This window comes from Geodermatophilus maliterrae (genome assembly GCF_041018925.1).
GTDB classification, from domain to species: domain Bacteria; phylum Actinomycetota; class Actinomycetes; order Mycobacteriales; family Geodermatophilaceae; genus Geodermatophilus; species Geodermatophilus maliterrae.
Genome location: NZ_JBFNXQ010000003.1, coordinates 1 through 16,337 on the forward strand (window position 1 = coordinate 1; position 16,337 = coordinate 16,337).

At 74.2% G+C, this 16,337-nt stretch carries 14 protein-coding genes; 6 read left to right on the forward strand and 8 right to left on the reverse strand.

Features of this window, described 5'->3' with window-relative positions; genetic code table 11:
- Positions 1 to 477: hypothetical protein (locus ABQ292_RS01400; protein WP_369202478.1), on the reverse strand; the 477-nt coding region annotated here is incomplete at its 3' end.
- Positions 478 to 715: 238 nt separating this feature from the next.
- On the opposite strand from ABQ292_RS01400, the gene ABQ292_RS01405 reads away from it, so the two are divergent.
- Positions 716 to 1,861, forward strand: coding sequence for an LLM class flavin-dependent oxidoreductase (locus ABQ292_RS01405; RefSeq protein WP_369202480.1), 1,146 nt, complete (start codon positions 716 to 718; stop codon positions 1,859 to 1,861).
- Positions 1,858 to 2,481: an FMN reductase gene (locus tag ABQ292_RS01410; protein WP_369202482.1), complete on the forward strand. Its 624-nt coding sequence runs from the start codon at positions 1,858 to 1,860 to the stop codon at positions 2,479 to 2,481. The genes ABQ292_RS01405 and ABQ292_RS01410 overlap by 4 nt, the downstream gene beginning before the upstream one ends.
- Before the next feature lie 70 nt (positions 2,482 to 2,551).
- Here the strand turns inward: ABQ292_RS01410 and ABQ292_RS01415 are convergent, their stop codons facing one another.
- From ABQ292_RS01415 to ABQ292_RS01430, 4 genes are all read right to left on the reverse strand, one after another.
- The gene (locus tag ABQ292_RS01415; RefSeq protein ID WP_369202484.1) at positions 2,552 to 4,126 is read right to left on the reverse strand and encodes a glutamate synthase-related protein; all 1,575 of its coding nucleotides are present in this window, start codon (positions 4,124 to 4,126) and stop codon (positions 2,552 to 2,554) included.
- A gap of 88 nt (positions 4,127 to 4,214) precedes the next feature.
- Positions 4,215 to 5,675, reverse strand: a complete 1,461-nt coding sequence (locus ABQ292_RS01420) for a GntP family permease (protein ID WP_369202486.1) — start codon at positions 5,673 to 5,675, stop codon at positions 4,215 to 4,217.
- A gap of 46 nt (positions 5,676 to 5,721) precedes the next feature.
- Complete coding sequence (locus tag ABQ292_RS01425) at positions 5,722 to 7,269, reverse strand: gluconokinase (RefSeq protein ID WP_369202487.1); 1,548 nt, start codon at positions 7,267 to 7,269, stop codon at positions 5,722 to 5,724.
- Between the two features lie 48 nt (positions 7,270 to 7,317).
- Positions 7,318 to 8,652, reverse strand: a complete 1,335-nt coding sequence (locus tag ABQ292_RS01430) for an MFS transporter (RefSeq protein ID WP_369202489.1) — start codon at positions 8,650 to 8,652, stop codon at positions 7,318 to 7,320.
- Positions 8,653 to 8,788: 136 nt separating this feature from the next.
- On the opposite strand from ABQ292_RS01430, the gene ABQ292_RS01435 reads away from it, so the two are divergent.
- Entirely contained in the window at positions 8,789 to 10,021 is a 1,233-nt protein-coding gene (locus ABQ292_RS01435; protein ID WP_369202491.1) for an MFS transporter, read from the forward strand.
- A 63-nt stretch (positions 10,022 to 10,084) separates the two neighbouring features.
- On the opposite strand, the gene ABQ292_RS01440 is transcribed toward ABQ292_RS01435, so the two are convergent.
- Both ABQ292_RS01440 and ABQ292_RS01445 read right to left on the reverse strand, forming a co-directional pair.
- Positions 10,085 to 11,272: an NAD(P)/FAD-dependent oxidoreductase gene (locus ABQ292_RS01440; RefSeq protein WP_369202493.1), complete on the reverse strand. Its 1,188-nt coding sequence runs from the start codon at positions 11,270 to 11,272 to the stop codon at positions 10,085 to 10,087.
- 14 nt (positions 11,273 to 11,286) lie between these two features.
- Positions 11,287 to 11,553 carry a ferredoxin gene (locus ABQ292_RS01445; RefSeq protein WP_369202495.1) on the reverse strand — a complete coding sequence of 89 codons (267 nt, stop codon included), beginning with the start codon at positions 11,551 to 11,553 and terminating at the stop codon, positions 11,287 to 11,289.
- Between the two features lie 15 nt (positions 11,554 to 11,568).
- Here ABQ292_RS01445 and ABQ292_RS01450 point away from each other — a divergent pair, with 15 nt between their 5' ends.
- From ABQ292_RS01450 to ABQ292_RS01460, 3 genes are all read left to right on the forward strand, one after another.
- Positions 11,569 to 12,864, forward strand: a complete 1,296-nt coding sequence (locus ABQ292_RS01450) for a cytochrome P450 (RefSeq protein ID WP_369202497.1) — start codon at positions 11,569 to 11,571, stop codon at positions 12,862 to 12,864.
- A 77-nt stretch (positions 12,865 to 12,941) separates the two neighbouring features.
- The gene (locus ABQ292_RS01455) at positions 12,942 to 13,781 is read left to right on the forward strand and encodes a mycofactocin-coupled SDR family oxidoreductase (RefSeq protein ID WP_369202499.1); all 840 of its coding nucleotides are present in this window, start codon (positions 12,942 to 12,944) and stop codon (positions 13,779 to 13,781) included.
- 296 nt (positions 13,782 to 14,077) lie between these two features.
- Complete coding sequence (locus ABQ292_RS01460) at positions 14,078 to 15,337, forward strand: cytochrome P450 (RefSeq protein ID WP_369202501.1); 1,260 nt, start codon at positions 14,078 to 14,080, stop codon at positions 15,335 to 15,337.
- A 41-nt stretch (positions 15,338 to 15,378) separates the two neighbouring features.
- On the opposite strand, the gene ABQ292_RS01465 is transcribed toward ABQ292_RS01460, so the two are convergent.
- The gene (locus ABQ292_RS01465; protein ID WP_369202503.1) at positions 15,379 to 16,242 is read right to left on the reverse strand and encodes an SAM-dependent methyltransferase; all 864 of its coding nucleotides are present in this window, start codon (positions 16,240 to 16,242) and stop codon (positions 15,379 to 15,381) included.
- Positions 16,243 to 16,337 lie beyond the last annotated feature (95 nt).

Here is a 16,337-nt window from a genome sequence, read left to right on the forward strand (position 1 = left end):
CTCGCCGTGGGCCTGCTCGCGCAGCGCGATCACCGCCTCCCGCATGCTGGCGACCTTGGCCAGCCGGGCCTCGGCCTCGGCGCGCGCCTCGGCGCGCACCCGCTCGGCCTCTTCCTGGGCGCGCTCGATCAGCGCACGCGCGTCCTCGGGGCTGGGCAGCGTCTCGCGCTCGCGCACCAGCTGGGCCAGCCGGCGGCGGGCGTTCTGCAGCTCGCCGGAGCAGGCGGCGTAGCGGCTGAGCAGGTGCTCGTTCTCCCGGCGGAGCACCAGCAGCTCGGTCTCGGCCGCGGCCACGTAGTCGTCGACCTGGAGGCGGTCGTAGCCGCGGACGGCGTGCGTGAAGACCGGGCCGGTGCCCAGCAGTCCGTCGAGGCCCCTCGCCGGGGCGTGCTCCGCGGCGGTGTTGCCCGTGAAGGCCGTCCGTCTGGTCCCGTCCGCCCCGGTGTCCGGCGCGACTTCCTGCGAGTGCTTCGACATCCCGTCCCCCCGGTCCGTCGTCCTCCCGGGCCCGTCAGGCGATCCAGGTGGTGGACGCCAGACTCCCAGCGGGCCACCCACCTGGGGATCTCCCCCAGGTCACGGGACGGTCACCGACGGAGTGGTCAGCCGCGGCGTGGTCACCCGACTACTGCAAGCGACAAGAGCTGGGAATGTCCTGTGACCCGAGCCCGTTCACCCGACTGATAGTTGCATGCTCAACCACAGGGAGTCCGCGATGCAGTTCGGGATCTTCTCGGTCAGCGACGTCACGACCGACCCCACCACCGGCCGCACGCCGAGCGAGGCGGAGCGGATCAAGGCGATCGTCGCGATCGCGGAGAAGGCCGAGGAGGTCGGGCTCGACGTCTTCGCCCTCGGCGAGCACCACAACCCGCCGTTCTTCTCCTCCTCGCCGACGACCACGCTGGCCTACGTCGCCGCGCGGACCACCCGCCTGCAGCTGTCGACGGCCACCACGCTGATCACCACCAACGACCCGGTGAAGATCGCCGAGGACTACGCGATGCTGCAGCACCTGGCCGACGGCCGGGTCGACCTGATGATGGGCCGCGGCAACACCGGGCCGGTGTACCCGTGGTTCGGCCAGGACATCCGCAACGGCATCCCGCTGGCGGTCGAGAACTACGCGCTGCTGCGCCGGCTGTGGGACTCCGACGTCGTCGACTGGTCCGGCCGGTACCGCACGCCGCTGCAGGGCTTCACCTCCACGCCGCGCCCGCTGGACGGCGTCCCCCCGTTCGTCTGGCACGGCTCGATCCGCTCCCCGCAGATCGCCGAGCAGGCCGCCTACTACGGCGACGGCTTCTTCTCCAACCACATCTTCTGGCCCAAGGAGCACACGCAGCGGATGGTGGAGTTCTACCGCTCGCGGTTCGAGCACCACGGCCACGGCAGCGCCGACCAGGCCATCGTGGGCCTGGGCGGGCAGGTATTCGTGCGCAGGAACAGCCAGGACGCCGTCCGCGAGTTCCGCCCCTACTTCGACAACGCGCCGGTCTACGGCCACGGCCCGTCGCTGGAGGACTTCTCCCGCGAGACGCCGCTGACCGTGGGCAGCCCGCAGCAGGTCATCGAGCGCACCCTCGGGTTCCGCGACTACGTCGGTGACTACCAGCGGCAGCTGTTCCTCGTCGACCACGCCGGGCTGCCGCTGACGACCGTGCTCGAGCAGCTGGACGTCCTGGGCGAGGAGGTCGTGCCGGTGCTGCGCCGCGAGTTCGCCGCGCTCAAGCCCGCGCACGTGCCCGACGCGCCCACCCACGCCTCGCGCGTCACCGCCCGCGGCGGCGCGCAGGACAGCACCGTCCCCGCCCGGGGCGACGACGTCACCGGGCGCACCGTCGAGGAGGTCTCGGCATGACCACCCGCACCCTGGCCGTGGTGAGCGCCGGGCTGGGCGTCCCGTCGTCCACCCGGCTGCTGGCCGACCGGCTGACCACCGCGACCGTCGCCGCCCTCCGTGAGCGGGGCGAGGACGCCACGGTCGAGGTCGTCGAGCTGCGCGAGCACGCCCGCGACCTGGCCGACGCGTTCGTCACCGGCTTCCCGAACGCAGCGCTGCGCGCGGCGATCGAGACGGTGACCGGCGCCGACGGCGTCATCGCGGTCACCCCCGTGTTCACCGCCTCCTACAGCGGGCTGTTCAAGTCCTTCGCCGACGTGCTCGACAGGGACGCGCTCACCGGCACGCCGGTGCTGCTGGCGGCCACCGCCGGCACGGCGCGGCACTCCCTGGTGCTCGAGCACGCGATGCGGCCGCTGTTCGCCTACCTGCGGGCGGTGACCGTGCCGACCGCGGTGTTCGCGGCCGCGGAGGACTGGGCCGGCGGCGAGGGCACCAGCCAGGAGCTGGCCGGGCGGATCACCCGCGCGGCCGGCGAGCTGGCCGACGTCGTCACCGGCCGGCCGGCCTCGGCCCGCCCGGCCGACCCGTTCGCCGACGTCCCCTCCTTCGAGGACCTCCTCCGCGGCAACCCCTGAGGAAGGACCCCGGCCCCCTCCAGGGCACCGCCCCGAGCGTGCGAGGGGTGGGGACGAGGGGGTCCTTCCCTCAGCCGGTGGCGTCCTCGGACGGGGCCGCGGCACCGCCCTGGGGCCCCTCGGCCGTCATGATCCGGACGATCTCCGCCCGGTCGGCGGCCGAGGGCAGCCCCCAGCCGGGCCCGTAGCCGTACACGTCCCCGAGCGGCGTCGACGCGGTGCGCCCGTCGAGGATCTCCACCGAGCCGGTGTCGATGAGCCCGGGGTGCTCGACGCCGCAGGCCTCGGAGACCTTGAGCAGGTCCCGGCGCAGCGTGGCCAGGTAGTTGGCCAGCCGCACCGACTTCAGCGCCGGGTCCAGGCCGTGGGCGAGCCACGCGTTCTGGGTGGCGACGCCGGTCGGGCAGGTGTCGGTGTGGCACTTCTGCGCCTGGATGCAGCCGATCGCCAGCATCGCCTCGCGGGCCACGTTCACCATGTCGCAGCCGAGGGCGAAGGCGACGACGGCGTTGTCGGGCAGGCCGAGCTTGCCCCCACCCGTGAAGGTCACCTGCTCGGCCAGGCCGCGCCGTGCGAAGGCGGCGTAGACCCGCGCGAAGCCGAGCTGGAACGGCAGCGACACCGAGTCGGTGAAGATCAGCGGTGCGGCGCCGGTGCCGCCCTCGCCGCCGTCGACGGTCACGAAGTCCACGCCGCGGCCGGTCGTGGCCATCAGCTCGGTGAGCTCGTCCCAGAACGCCATGTCCCCGACGGCGGACTTGATGCCCACCGGCAGACCGGTCTCGGCGGCGAGCAGCTCCACCCAGTCGAGCAGGCTGTCGACGTCGCTGAACTCCGCGTGCCGCGACGGGCTCACGCAGTCGACCCCCTCGCGCACCCCGCGGGCCGCGGCGATCTCGGCGGACACCTTGGCGGCCGGGAGCACGCCGCCCAGCCCGGGCTTGGCGCCCTGGCTGAGCTTGATCTCCACCGCCCGCACCGGGGCGCCGGCCACCAGGTCGCGCAGCCGGTCGAGGTCGAAGCGGCCGTGCTCGTCGCGGCAGCCGAAGTAGGCGGTGCCGAGCTGGAGGACCAGGTCGCCGCCGTGCCGGTGGTGGACCGACAGCCCGCCCTCGCCCGTGTTGTGCAGGCACCCGGCCAGGGCCGCACCCCGGTTCAGGGCCTCGACGGCCGCCCCGGACAGCGAGCCGAAGCTCATCGCGGACACGTTGACCACCGACGCCGGCCGGAACGCGTGCCTCCGGCCGCGCGGGCCGCCGAGCACCTTCGCCGAGGGCAGGGAGACGTCGGCCGCCGACGCCGGGTGCGACGGCGGGACCGCGCGGCCGAAGGTGCGGTGGTTGATGACCGCGTACCCGGCGGTGTACTCGAGGTCGTTGTCGGTACCGAAGCCGAAGTAGTTGTTCTCGCGCTTGGCCGAGGCGTACACCCACCGGCGCTGGTCGCGGGTGAAGGGCCGCTCCTCGTTGTCGCCGGCGACCAGGTACTGCCGCAGCTCCGGCCCGACCGACTCCAGCAGGTAGCGGGCGTGCCCGAGCACCGGGAAGTTGCGCAGCAGCGTGTGCTCCCGCTGCAGCAGGTCGCGCGCGGCCACCGCCGCCACCGCCCCCAGCCCGGCCACCGCGGCCCGTCCGGCACCCCTCATGACAGTCCCTCCCCGCTCCGTCGCGGCCCGGTCGGCCCCGGAGGGCCATCGTGGCCCCGGGGACGCGCGGCGGACAGGGAGTCCGGCGTCAGAGGAAGAAGCTGAGCACCAGGGCCAGGACGAAGCCGATCGTGCCGAGCAGCGTCTCCATCACCGTCCAGGTCTTGAGCGTCGTCTTCTCGTCCATCTGGAAGAAGCGGCTGACCAGCCAGAACCCGGAGTCGTTGACGTGCGAGAGCACCGTGGCGCCGCCGGCGATCGCGATGACGATCAGCGCGAGGTCGACCGAGGACAGCCCGTCGGTCGCCTCCACGACCGGGGCCATCAGCCCGGCCGCGGTGGTCAGTGCGACCGTCGCGGAGCCCTGGGCGACCCGCAGCAGCACCGAGATGACGAACGCGGCCACGATGACCGGCAGCCCGATGTCACCGAGGACGTCGGCCAGCGCCGTCCCGATGCCACTGGCGCGCAGCACGCCGCCGAACATGCCGCCCGCGCCGGTGATCAGGATGATCGCGCAGACCGGGCCGAGGGCGCTGTTGACGATCGACTCCACCTGGGCGCCGCTCTCCCCGCGCCGGATGCCGAGCACGACCATCGCCACGAGCACGGTGACCAGCAGGGCGACCGGGGTGGCGCCGACCAGCTGCCCGGCCCGCACGAGGAACGAGCCCTCGTCCACCGCACCGGCGGTGGCCAGCGTGCTCAGCCCGGTGTTCAGGAAGATGAGCACCAGCGGCAGCAGCAGGATGCCGACGACCGTGCCGAAGCGGGGCGGCGCCGGCCGGATCGCCGTCTCGGTCCCCCGCCCGCCCGGGGACGCGATCGCCGGCGAGGTGCCCTCCACCGAGGGGTCGGGCTCGTCGTCGGCCGTCCTCGGCTCGTCCTCCATGATGTCGGGGACCGCGACGTCGTACCGGCGGCCGGCCCACAGGCCGAACAGGTAACCGCCCAGGTACCAGGTGGGCAGCCCGATGAGCAGGCCGAAGACCAGGACCAGCCCGATGTCGGCGCCGATCAGCTCGGCGGCCGCGACCGGTCCGGGGTGCGGTGGCACGAAGGCGTGCATGACGGCGAAGGCGCCGGCGGTCGGCAGCCCGTAGGTGAGCAGCGAGCCGCCCAGCCGGCGGGCGACGGTGAACACGATCGGCAGGAAGACGACGAGCCCGGCGTCGAAGAAGATCGGGAAGCCGAACAGCAGCGCGGCCACGCCCAGCGCCAGTGGCGCGCGCTTCTCGCCGAACCGGCCGATCAGGCTGTCGGCGAGCACCTGCGCCCCGCCGCTGTGCTCGAGGAGCCGGCCGAGCATCGCGCCCAGGCCCACCAGCAGCGCGACGCTGGCCAGCGTGGTGCCGAACCCGCTGGTCAGGGTGGTGACCACGTCCTCGATCGGGATCCGGGTGGCCAGCGCCACGAGCAGGCTGATGAGCACCAGTGCCAGGAAGGCGTGCAGCTTCAGCTTCATGATCAGGAACAGCAGCACGCCGACCGCGGCGGCCGCGATGAGCAGCAGCGGTCCGGCGCTCAGTACCGGTTCGACCTCGGGCACGGGCTCCTCCTGTGGGTCGGGCGGGGTCGGGCGGGGTCGGGCTGGGTCAGACGGGGTGGCCGGGGGTGTCGTCGAGGGTGTCGAGCGTGGTGAGCACGTCGGCCAGCGCCCGCGTGGACTGCTCGACCAGCGGGCGCGTCCGCCGGTACAGGTCGGCGGCCGCGGGGTCGGGTTCGACGGGACCGGAGACCCCGACCAGCGCCGTGGCCGCGTCCAGGTCGGGCAGCGCGCCGAGCGCGTGCAGGCCCAGCAGGCAGGCGCCGAGCCCGGTGCCCTCCGGGGAGTCGGCGATGCGCACCGGGAGGTCCAGCGCCGCGGCGAGCGTCGCGACCCACAGCGGGGAGGCGACCGCCCCGCCGGTCGCGCGGACCTCCGAGACGGGCAGGCCGGTGGCCGAGAAGGCGTCGCGCACCAGCGCCAGCTGCTGGCAGACCCCCTCGACCGCGGCGCGCACCAGGTGCGGACGGCGGTGCTCGCGGCGCAGCCCGACGTAGGCGCCGCGCAGCCCGGAGCGCCACCACGGCGCCCGCTCCCCCAGCAGGTAGGGCAGGCAGAGCAGCCCGGCGCTGCCGGGCGGGACCTCCGCGGCCTCCGCGAGCAGCCGGGCGTCGACCTCGTCGGCCGCCTCGCCCTCCGGCGGCGGCCCGTCGCCGGCGGCGAGCGCCTGGGAGGCCCAGCGCACCACCGAGCCGCCGTTGTTGACCGCGCCGCCGACCACCCAGTGCTCGTCGGTGAGGGCGTAGCAGAACAGCCGGTGCGCGGGGTCGGCCGTCGGGGCGGGGACGACAACCCGCATCGCGCCGCTGGTGCCGAGCGACACGGCGGCCACCTCGGGCCGCACGGCGCCGATGCCGAGGTTGGCCAGCACGCCGTCGGAGGCGCCGAGGACGACCGGGAGGTCCGCGGGCAGCCCGGTCGCCCGCGCCACGTCCGGCCGCAGGCCCTCGAGCACCGCCGTCGTCGGGAGGACCTCGCCGAGCTGGCCGGCCCGGACGCCGGCGACCGCGAGCGCCTCGGGGTCCCACCGCCCGGTGCGGATGCCGTAGAGGCCGGTGGCCGAGGCGCAGGACCGGTCGAGCACCTGGGGGCCGCCGCGCAGCGCCGACACGACGAGCTCCTTGACGCCGCCCCAGCGCGGGACCCCCGCCAGCCGGTCGGTGTCCTCGGCGCGCAGCGAGGCGAGCTTGAGCAGCGGCGACATCGGGTGCACCGGCGTCCCCGTGCGCTCGTGCAGGCCGCCGGCCCGGCCGTCGCGGCGCAGCGCCTCGGCGTACCCGGCGGCCCGGTCGTCGGCCCAGGTGACGACCGGGCCCAGCGGCCGGCCGTCGTCGTCCATGGGCACCAGGCCGTGCATGGCCGCCGACAGGCAGACGCCGACGACCCGGTCGCCGCGCTCGCGGGCGCGGGCGGCGACGGCGGCCAGGGCCTCGACGGCGGCGTCGGCCAGGCGGTCCGCGTCGAGCTCGGCGCGGCCGGGGGCGGGGACCGAAAGCGGGTAGCCGACGCTGACCACGTCGCGGACGCGGGCGTCGGTGCCCGCGGTCACCGCCTTGGTGGCCGTCGTCCCCGAGTCCAGCCCGACCACCACGTCCATGTCCGGTGATCGTGCCGAGGACGGCTCGGGCGCGCGACCCCTGCCGGGTCAGCGGTGGTAGGCCGACTCCCCGCGCAACCGGGCGGAGACGGCGACGTGCAGCGGCGCGAGGACCACGCCGTCGTCGGCCATCCGTGCGCGCAGCGCCTTCCGGTGGCGCAGCACGCCGACCAGGCCGAGCGCCCAGAACACGTACTGGACGGCGAAGGCGGCGCGGAAGCCGTCGAGGTCGTAGGCGGTCGAGCCGCCCGGTGTGAGGACGTCGAGCACCGCACCGATGGCCAGCACGGTCAGCAGCGAGGCGACGAAGCCGCCGACGTTGACCACCCCGTTGGCGCTGCCCTGGCGCTCGGCCGGGTTCCAGGTGCGGGCGAAGTCGAAGCCGATCATCGAGCCCGGGCCGTTGGTCCCGAGGACCAGGACCAGCACGACCAGCAGCCACAGCGGCGCCCGCCCCGGCCAGAGCAGCACCACCGTCCAGGTGGTGGCCGTGGCGGCGAGGATGGCGAGCACCAGCACCGAGCGGCGCAGCGGCCACCGGCCGCACAGCCGGCCCAGCAGCGGGCCGACGCCCATGCCGACGAGCACGAGCAGGGTGAGCAGGCCGGCCGCCGTCCCCGGGGACAGACCCTGGCCGACGACGAGGAAGGGGTAGCCCCACAGCAGTGCGAACACCGTGCCGGAGAACTGGGTGACCAGGTGGGTGTAGAGGCCGATGCGGGTGCCGGGCTCACGCCAGGTCAGCGCCAGGCTGTGGCGCACCTCGGCCAGGCCGGCCGGACTGGTGGCCGCGGTGCCCGAGGGGGCGTCGCGCAGCGTGGTCAGGACCAGGACGGCGACGAGGAGGCCGACCGCCGCGGCGCCGAGGAAGGTGCTGCGCCAGCCGGCCGCGTGCAGCAGCGCGACCAGCGGGTAGGCGGCCACGATCTGCCCGACCTGGCCGAGGATGCCGGTGAGCTGGGTGACCAGCGGGACGGTGGGACCGGGGAACCAGAAGGCGATGACCCGCAGGACGCTGATGAACGTCATGGCGTCGCCGGCGCCGACCAGCACGCGCGCGGCGACGGCGGTGGGGACGTCGGTGGCCAGCGCGAGCACCAGCTGGCCGGCGGCCATGGTGAGCCCGCCGGCCAGGATGAGCCGGCGCGACCCGAACCGGTCCACCGCCACCCCGACCGGCACCTGCAGGCCCGCGTAGACCGTCAGCTGCAGCACCAGGAACAGCGAGACCGCCGACGCCCCGGCGGAGAACCGCTCCTGGGCCTCGACCCCGGCCACGCCGAGGGAGGCGCGGTGGAAGACGGCGACGACGTAGGCCGCCAGCGCGGTGAGCCAGACGGCGTAGGCGCGCAGGGGGGTGCGGACAGGCGTCGGGGGCGTCACCCAGGGGACGACAGCGGCCCGCTCCGGGTTGTTCCCGCCCGAGCCGTGAGTCGGCTCACCGGCGGTGTCGCCGGCAGCGCGTCGGCGGACGACGGGGATGTCGCGCGCGCACGAACTAGGATAAGCATGAGCACTGATGAGCGAGACCCGAGCGGCACCGCCCCGCGCCGCCGTCCTGACGGTGAGCACGCTGGCCATGGGGCTGGGCGCCGCTCCCATGCCGATCGTGGGCTACCTCGGTGCCGCCATGCGGGCCGACCTCGGCCTGACCGGCGCACAACTCGGCCTCGTCGTCGGCGTCTTCTACGGCGCCACCGGGGTGACCTCGCTGCTCGGGTCACGGGTGGTCGACCGGCTCGGTGCCCGCTGGTGGGTGGCCGGCGACCAGGCGCTCACCGCCGCCGGCCTCGCCGCGGTCGCCGCCGTCGGCTCGCTGACCGCGCTGCTCGTCAGCAGCGTGGTGACCGGGTGCGGCTACGCCTTCGTCAACGCCGGTACCAGCGTCGCGGTGACCACGGTGTCCCGCCCCGACCAGGCGGCCACCGCGGTCGCGGTCAAGACGGCCGGGATCCCCGCGCTGCTCACCGTCGTGGCACTGGCCGGCCCGCCCGCGGCCGAGGCGGTCGGCTGGCGCGGCGTCGTCCTGGTGATGGCCGGCCTGGCCGCGGTGAACGCCGTGCTGGCACTGCTCTGCATCCCCAGCCGCCGGCCCACCCCCGGCCCCACCGGCGACCGCGGTTCGGCGCTCCCGCGCGGTTTCGTCTGGGTGGTGCTGGCCGCGACCTGCTTCGTCGTCGGCACCAACCCGCTGAGCGCCTTCCTGGTGGTGAGCCTGGTCGACGGCGGGATCTCCCCCGTCACCGCCGGCCTGGTGTCGGCGGCGGGCACCGGCACCGGCACGGTGGCGATGGTGCTCGTGGCACACCGCAGCGAGCGGCGCGGACCGCGGACCCGGGCCGGGACGGCGGCGCTCGTGTGCCTGGTCGGCCTCTGCGGCACGTTGCTGCTCTGGGCGGGGACCCACCTGGGGCTCGCGGCGGTGGCCGTCGGTGCGGTGGCCGGCCTGCTCTGCGCGATGGTCGGCGCCGGGTTCGCGCACGCCGTCACCGTCGACCGCGCCCCGCACGCGGTGGGGCGCGCGACGGCGGTGATGTCGTGCGGCTACTACCTGGGCGCCCTCGTCTCGCCGCTGGCCTTCGGCGCGCTGGCCGACCTCACCGGTGGCTACGACCTGCCGTGGGCGGTGACCGCGGGTGCCATGGCGCTGTCGGTGACCGCCTACGCCGTCGTCCAGCGCCGGGTGCCACCGGCGGTCGCGGTGCGGCCGCCCGCCGTCGAGCCGGCCGGGGCCCGACCGACCCAGCGGTAGCGCGGCCCTCCTGCAGGGTCCCGGCCCGAGCGTGCGAGGGGTGAGGGGCAGCGGGGTCCTTCCTCAGGCGGCGGAGAGGGCCTCGTCCCACCCGGCGCCGGCGAGCAGCAGCTTGCGGAAGGGCATCAGCGCCTTGACCGCGCCGTAGCCCACCACCGAGCGCAGCAGCCCGTCGCCGCCGGTGAGCGCGACGAAGCTGCCGTCGAGGTCGCCGACGACGACCCGCAGCTCGTCCTGCGGTCGCACCCGCCCGAACACCTGCAGGCGGCCGCCGAGCTGGTCGGTCCAGACGTAGGGGACGGCGTCGTGCACCGTGGGCGCGCCGGTCAGGTTGGCCGCGACGACGCCCGCGGTCTCCACCGCGTTGGTCCAGTGCTCGACCCGGACGTCCTCGCCGTACCGGGGGTGTCGCCACCGGACGACGTCGCCCGCGGCCCACACGCCCTCGACCCCGACGGCGGCCAGCCGCTCGTCGCACACCACACCGTCGCGCAGGTCGAGGCCGGACCCGACGAGCCAGCCGGTCTCGGGCACCGTGCCCAGGCCCAGGACGACGACGTCGGCGGGCAGCACGGTGCCGTCGGTGAGCGCGACCGCCTCGACCCGCTCGCCCCCCTCGATCGCCGCGACACCGGCGCCGAGGTGCAGGTCGACCCCCGCGGCGGCGTGCCGGCGGGTGAAGGCCGCGCCGAGCTCGGGGCCCAGACCGCGGATCATGAGAGCCGGCAGCGGCTCGACGACGGCGACCTCGCGGCCGAGCTGCCGCAGCGTCCAGGCGATCTCCGCGCCGATGAAACCACCGCCCACGACGACCACCCGGGCGCCCTCGGTGCAGGCGGCCCGGATCGCCGCGGCGTCGGCGGCCGTGCGCAGGGAGAACACCCCCGGCCGCGGCTCCAGGCCGGGAACGGTGCGGGGGGTCGAGCCGGTGGCCACCACGAGGGTGTCGAAGGCGACCGACTCGCCGCCGTGCAGCCCCACCCGGCGCCGGTCGAGGTCGAGGTCGACCGCCCGACCGGGCACGAGCCCCACGCCCAGCGCGCCGAGCCGCTCGCGGCTGGTCAGCGGCGGCGCCTCGACGCCGGGGCCGGCGAGGAACGCCTTGGACAGCGGCGGCCGGTCGGCGGCGACGCCGTCGTCGGCCTCGGGCTCGGCACCGACGAGCACGACGTCGGCGTCGCTGTCGCGGCGGCGCAGGCCCTCGACGGTCCGGACCCCGGCCAGCGAGGCCCCGACGACGACGATGCGCACGTCGGTGCCGCCCCTCAGGAGACCGTGATCGCCCGCTCGGGGCAGCTGTCGGCCCCGAGCTGGGCGTCGGCCTCGAGGCCGGCCGGCACCGGGTCGGCGACGACGATGGCGTGCCCGTCGGTCTCGTCGAGCTCGAAGACGTCGGGGGCGCTCATGTGACAGACGCCGTGACCCTGGCAGGCTCCCAGATCGACCGTGACGTGCATCTCTTCCCCTCCCCGGGTCGGCGTCGCCGCGACCGGCGGTCGACCCTGTTGACAGAGCAAAACCAGGATAAGCATTATCACACTGTGACGGTGAACAGAGACGAGGACCACATGCGCAGTGGCCGGTGCCCCGTCGTCCACTTCGACCACCACTCACAGGAGCACGCCGACGACACCGTCGGCGCCTACCGCGCGCTACGCGAGACCCATCCTGTCGCGTGGAGCGACCTGTACGGCGGCTTCTGGGTCCTCACCGACTACGAGTCGGTGTTCGAGGCCGCCCGAGACGACGACGTCTTCTCCTCCCAGCGTCTCGACCAGTACGGCGGCCCCGGGCTGTCGGTGGTCATCCCGAAGACACCCATGCACAAGCACATCCCGATCGAGCTCGACCCGCCGGAGTTCCGCTCCTACCGCAAGGTCGTCAACCCGATCGCCTCCCCGGCCGCCGTCGCCAAGGTCGAGGACATGATCGTCACGTGGACCACGTGGTTCATCGACGAGCTCGTCGAGTCCGGGGAGGCCGACCTCGCCCAGGTCATCGGCGTCCCGGCGATCTGCACGATCGACTGGCTGGGTCTGCCGGTGGCGGACTGGCAGGTCTACGCCCGGTCGCACCAGGCCACCCTCGCCGAGCCCACCGACAGCCCGGTGTACCGGCGGGCGGTCGAGGTCGACCTGCCCTACTGCTCCGAGCAGATGCGGCAGGTGATCGCCGCCCGTGCCGCCGAGCCGCGCGACGACGTCATCAGCTACCTCGTGCAGCAGGAGGTCGACGACCGGCCGATCACCCAGGAGGAGGTCTTCTCGATCGTCGAGCTCCTGGTCAGCGGCGGCGTCGGGACCACGGCCTCGCTGGTGAGCCAGGCCCTCGTCTGGCTCTACGAGCACCCCGAGGTGCGCCAGGAGCTCATCGACGACCCGTCGCTGCTGGACCGGGCGATCGAGGAGTTCCTCCGCTACTTCTCCCCCACGCAGGCACTGGCCCGCACGGTGCTGCGGGAGACGGAGTTCCACGGCTGCCCGATGCACGTGGGCGACCGTGCGCTGCTGGCGTGGTCGTCGGCCAACCGGGACCCGGCGCAGTTCACCGAGCCCGACGAGGTCGACATCCACCGCTGGCCCAACCGGCACCTGGCCTTCGGCGTCGGCGTCCACCGCTGCGCCGGGTCGCACTTCGGCAAGCGCATGGCCAAGGAGATGCTCAAGCAGGTCCTCGAGCGGATGCCCGACTACGAGGTCGACCTGTCCGGGCTGAGGCGCTACCCGCGGCAGGGCGTCAACAAGGGCTGGCAGCGGATCCCGGCGACCTTCACGCCGGGCGAGCGCCGGCTGCCGCCGGGCGCGGTCCCCGCGGGCGTGTCCGCGGCCTCCGCGCGCAGCTGAGCCCCACCGCACACAGCAGGCACCGCTCACAGCAGGCACCGCTCACAGCAGGCACCGCCCCGAGCAGAGGAGCACTCATGGCTGGACGCATGACCGGCAAGGTCGCCTTCATCACCGGCGCCGCCCGGGGGCAGGGGCGCAGCCACGCGATCCGGCTGGCCGAGGAGGGCGCCGACATCGTCGCGGTCGACATCTGCGCCGACATCGACACCGTGACGCCCTACTACCCGCTGGCCACCGAGGACGAGCTGGCCGAGACCGTCGCGGCGGTGGAGGCACTCGACCGGCGGATCGTGGCCCGGAAGGCCGACGTCCGCGACCTCGCCGGCCTGCAGGCCGCCTTCGACGAGGGTCTGGCCGAGTTCGGGCACGTGGACACCGTCGTCGCCAACGCCGGCATCGCGACCTACGGCAGGGCGTGGGAGCTCACCGGCGAGCAGTGGCGGGACATGATCGACGTCAACCTCACCGGCGTCTTCCACACCGCGAAGGTGGCCATCCCGTCGATGATCGAGGCCGGGCGCGGCGGCAGCATCCTGTTCACCAGCTCGATCGGCGGGCTCAAGGGCATCCAGCAGGTCGCCCACTACGTCTCCTGCAAGCACGGGATCGTCGGCCTGATGCGGACGCTGGCCAACGAGCTGGGGCCCTACTCGATCCGGGTGAACACCATCCACCCGACCAACGTCGACACGATCATGATCCAGAACCCGGGGACCTGGGCGATGTTCTCCCCCGGCGACCCCGAGCCCAGCCGGGAGAAGGCGATGCCGGGGTTCATGTCGCTCAACACCCTGCCGGTGCCGTGGGTGGAGTCGGTCGACATCAGCAACGCCGTGCTGTTCCTGGCCAGCGACGAGGCCCGCTACGTGACCGGGGTGACCTTCCCCGTGGACGCCGGCGCCTACGTCAAGTAGCCGCGGGGCCCGACGCCCCGACACAGGGCCCGCGGGGACCCCCCGGAGAGGCCCTGTCGCGCCAGAGGGGCACCAGCCGCCGGGTGGACGAGCAGGTGCTCGCGGCCCCGTCGTCGGTGACCCGGACGGAGACGTCGCCCACGGGCCGGTGCGGCAGGTCGGTGGTCTCCTCCCGCGCCGCGCCGTGCAGCCCGTGGCCCGCGAGGTCCTCCCCGGCGCCTTGTGAGCGGCCTCACATCCTGCATATCGTGAGCCTGGTTCCGTGGCAGCGCCGCCCACCCGTCAGGAGTTCGTCCATGACCTCGACCGTGACCCCTCAGGCACCGGACATCCTCTCGGCGGAGTACCTCGCCGACCCCTACCCGTTCCACAAGGTGCTGCGCGACTCCCACCCGGTGACCTTCCACGAGGCCACGCAGAGCTGGCTGCTCAGCCGGTACGCCGACTGCGCGGCGGCGTTCCGCAGCCCGGCCTTCTCCAGCCGCAACTACGAGTGGCAGCTCGAGCCGATCCACGGCCGGACGATCCTGCAGATGGAGGGGAAGGAGCACGCCACCCACCGGGCGCTGCTCAACCCGTTCTTCCGCGGCAAGGGCCTCGAGGCTTTCCTGCCGGTCATCACGCGGAACGCGGCGGAGCTGGTCGAGGGGGTCGTGACGCGGGCGGCCGGTGACCTGGTCGACGGCTTCGCCGGGCGGGGACGGGCCGACCTGGTCGCCGACTTCACCACGTGGTTCCCGATCAACGTGATGGTCGACATGCTGGGCCTGCCCAAGAGCGACCACCAGCGGTTCCACGACTGGTACCACTCGATCATGGCGCACCTGAACAACCTCGCCGGCGACCCGGCCGTCACGGCCCGGGCCGACCAGACCCGCGAGGAGCTGCGCGACTACGTGCTGCCGATCATCCGCGAGCGCCGCGACGGCGACGGCGACGACCTGCTCTCCCGCCTGTGCCGCGCCGAGGTCGACGGCGAGCGGATGAGCGACGAGGAGATCAAGGCCTTCGTCAGCCTGCTGCTGGTGGCCGGCGGCGAGACCACGGACAAGGCGATCGCCAGCATGGTCCGCAACCTGCTCGACCACCCGGAGCAGATGGCCGCCGTCCGCGCCGACCGCTCACTGGCCGACGCCGTCATCGCCGAGACGCTCCGCTTCTCCGGACCGGTGCACATGATCATGCGGCAGACCGAGGAGGAGGTGACGCTCTCCGGGACGACGATCCCGGCCGGCGCGACCTGCATCCTCATGCTCGCCGCCGCCAACCGGGACGAGCGCCACTTCGCCGACCCCGACCGTTTCGACATCGCGCGGACCGACCTCGACGTGGCGAAGGCGTTCAGCGGCGCGGCCAACCACGTGCAGTTCGTCCTCGGCCGGCACTTCTGCGTGGGATCGCTGCTGGCCCGCACCGAGATGACGGTCGCACTCGACCTGGTGCTCGACCGGCTGCCCGGCCTGCGCTACCAGGAGGGCTTCTCCCCCCGCGAGGCCGGCCTGTACACCCGCAGCGTGGAGAGCCTGCTCGTCGAGTTCGACCCCACACCCGCCTGACCCGCCGTCCTCGACCCCGCCATCCGGTCCCGACCGCGGCATCAGGGCTTGCGGGCCACCGCCCCGGCGATGCACTGCTGCACCGGGTTCAGCGGTCGCAGGCGGGGACCGTCGGGCCACCACAGGTCGCACAGCTCCAGCTCCCCGGGCCGGCCGGGACCCGGCGGGATGATCTCCAGGCCGGGCAGGAACGCGGCGATCTGCTCCCGGGCCCGGAAGACCCCCGAGCGCATCGGGCTGTGCAGGAACACCTGCTCCATGCGCCGCGCCAGCGGGCCGAGCCCCTCGGCGCCCGGGTCGAGGAAGTGCGCGACCACCACCCAGCTGCCGGACGGGAGCGCGTCGACGTACTCCTGCATCAGCTCGGCACCGTCGTCGCCGCTGTGGTGGTGCAGCGTGCCGACCTGCAGCAGCGCCAGCGGCTCGGCGAGGTCGAGCAGGTCGCGCACGTCCTCGTGCCCCAGCACCTGAGCCGGCTCGAAGACGTCGGCCGCCACGAACCGGCACCACGGGTCCCCGGCGACCAGCGCGCCGCCCTCGGCGATGACCGTGGGGTCGGTGTCCACGTGGACGACCCGGGCCGTGGGGTCGGTGCGCAGCACGATCTGGTGGGTGTTCTCCGCGGTGGGCAGCCCCGAACCGCAATCGAGGAACTGGCGCACGCCGCTCTGCTCTGCGAGGAAGCGCACCGCCCGGCCCAGGAACCGCCGGTTCGACCACGCTAGGTCGTCGACCTCTGGAGCCACGGCGCGGACCTGCGCGAGCACCTGGCGGTCGATCTCGAGGTTGTGCGTGCCACCCAGGGCCGCGTCGTAGACACGGGCGATGCTCGCCCGGAGCGGCGGGTCACCCGCCGACGCCGCGCCCGACGCCTCTGGATCCGGAAGAGCCCATGTTCGCCTCACCTGTCGTCGACGCGTGCCCGTCGTCGAGCGGGTCTGGCCCCTGCCATCGGACGGCCGACCCTCCGGACGCCTCGCACACCAAGGGTCTGGCCAAC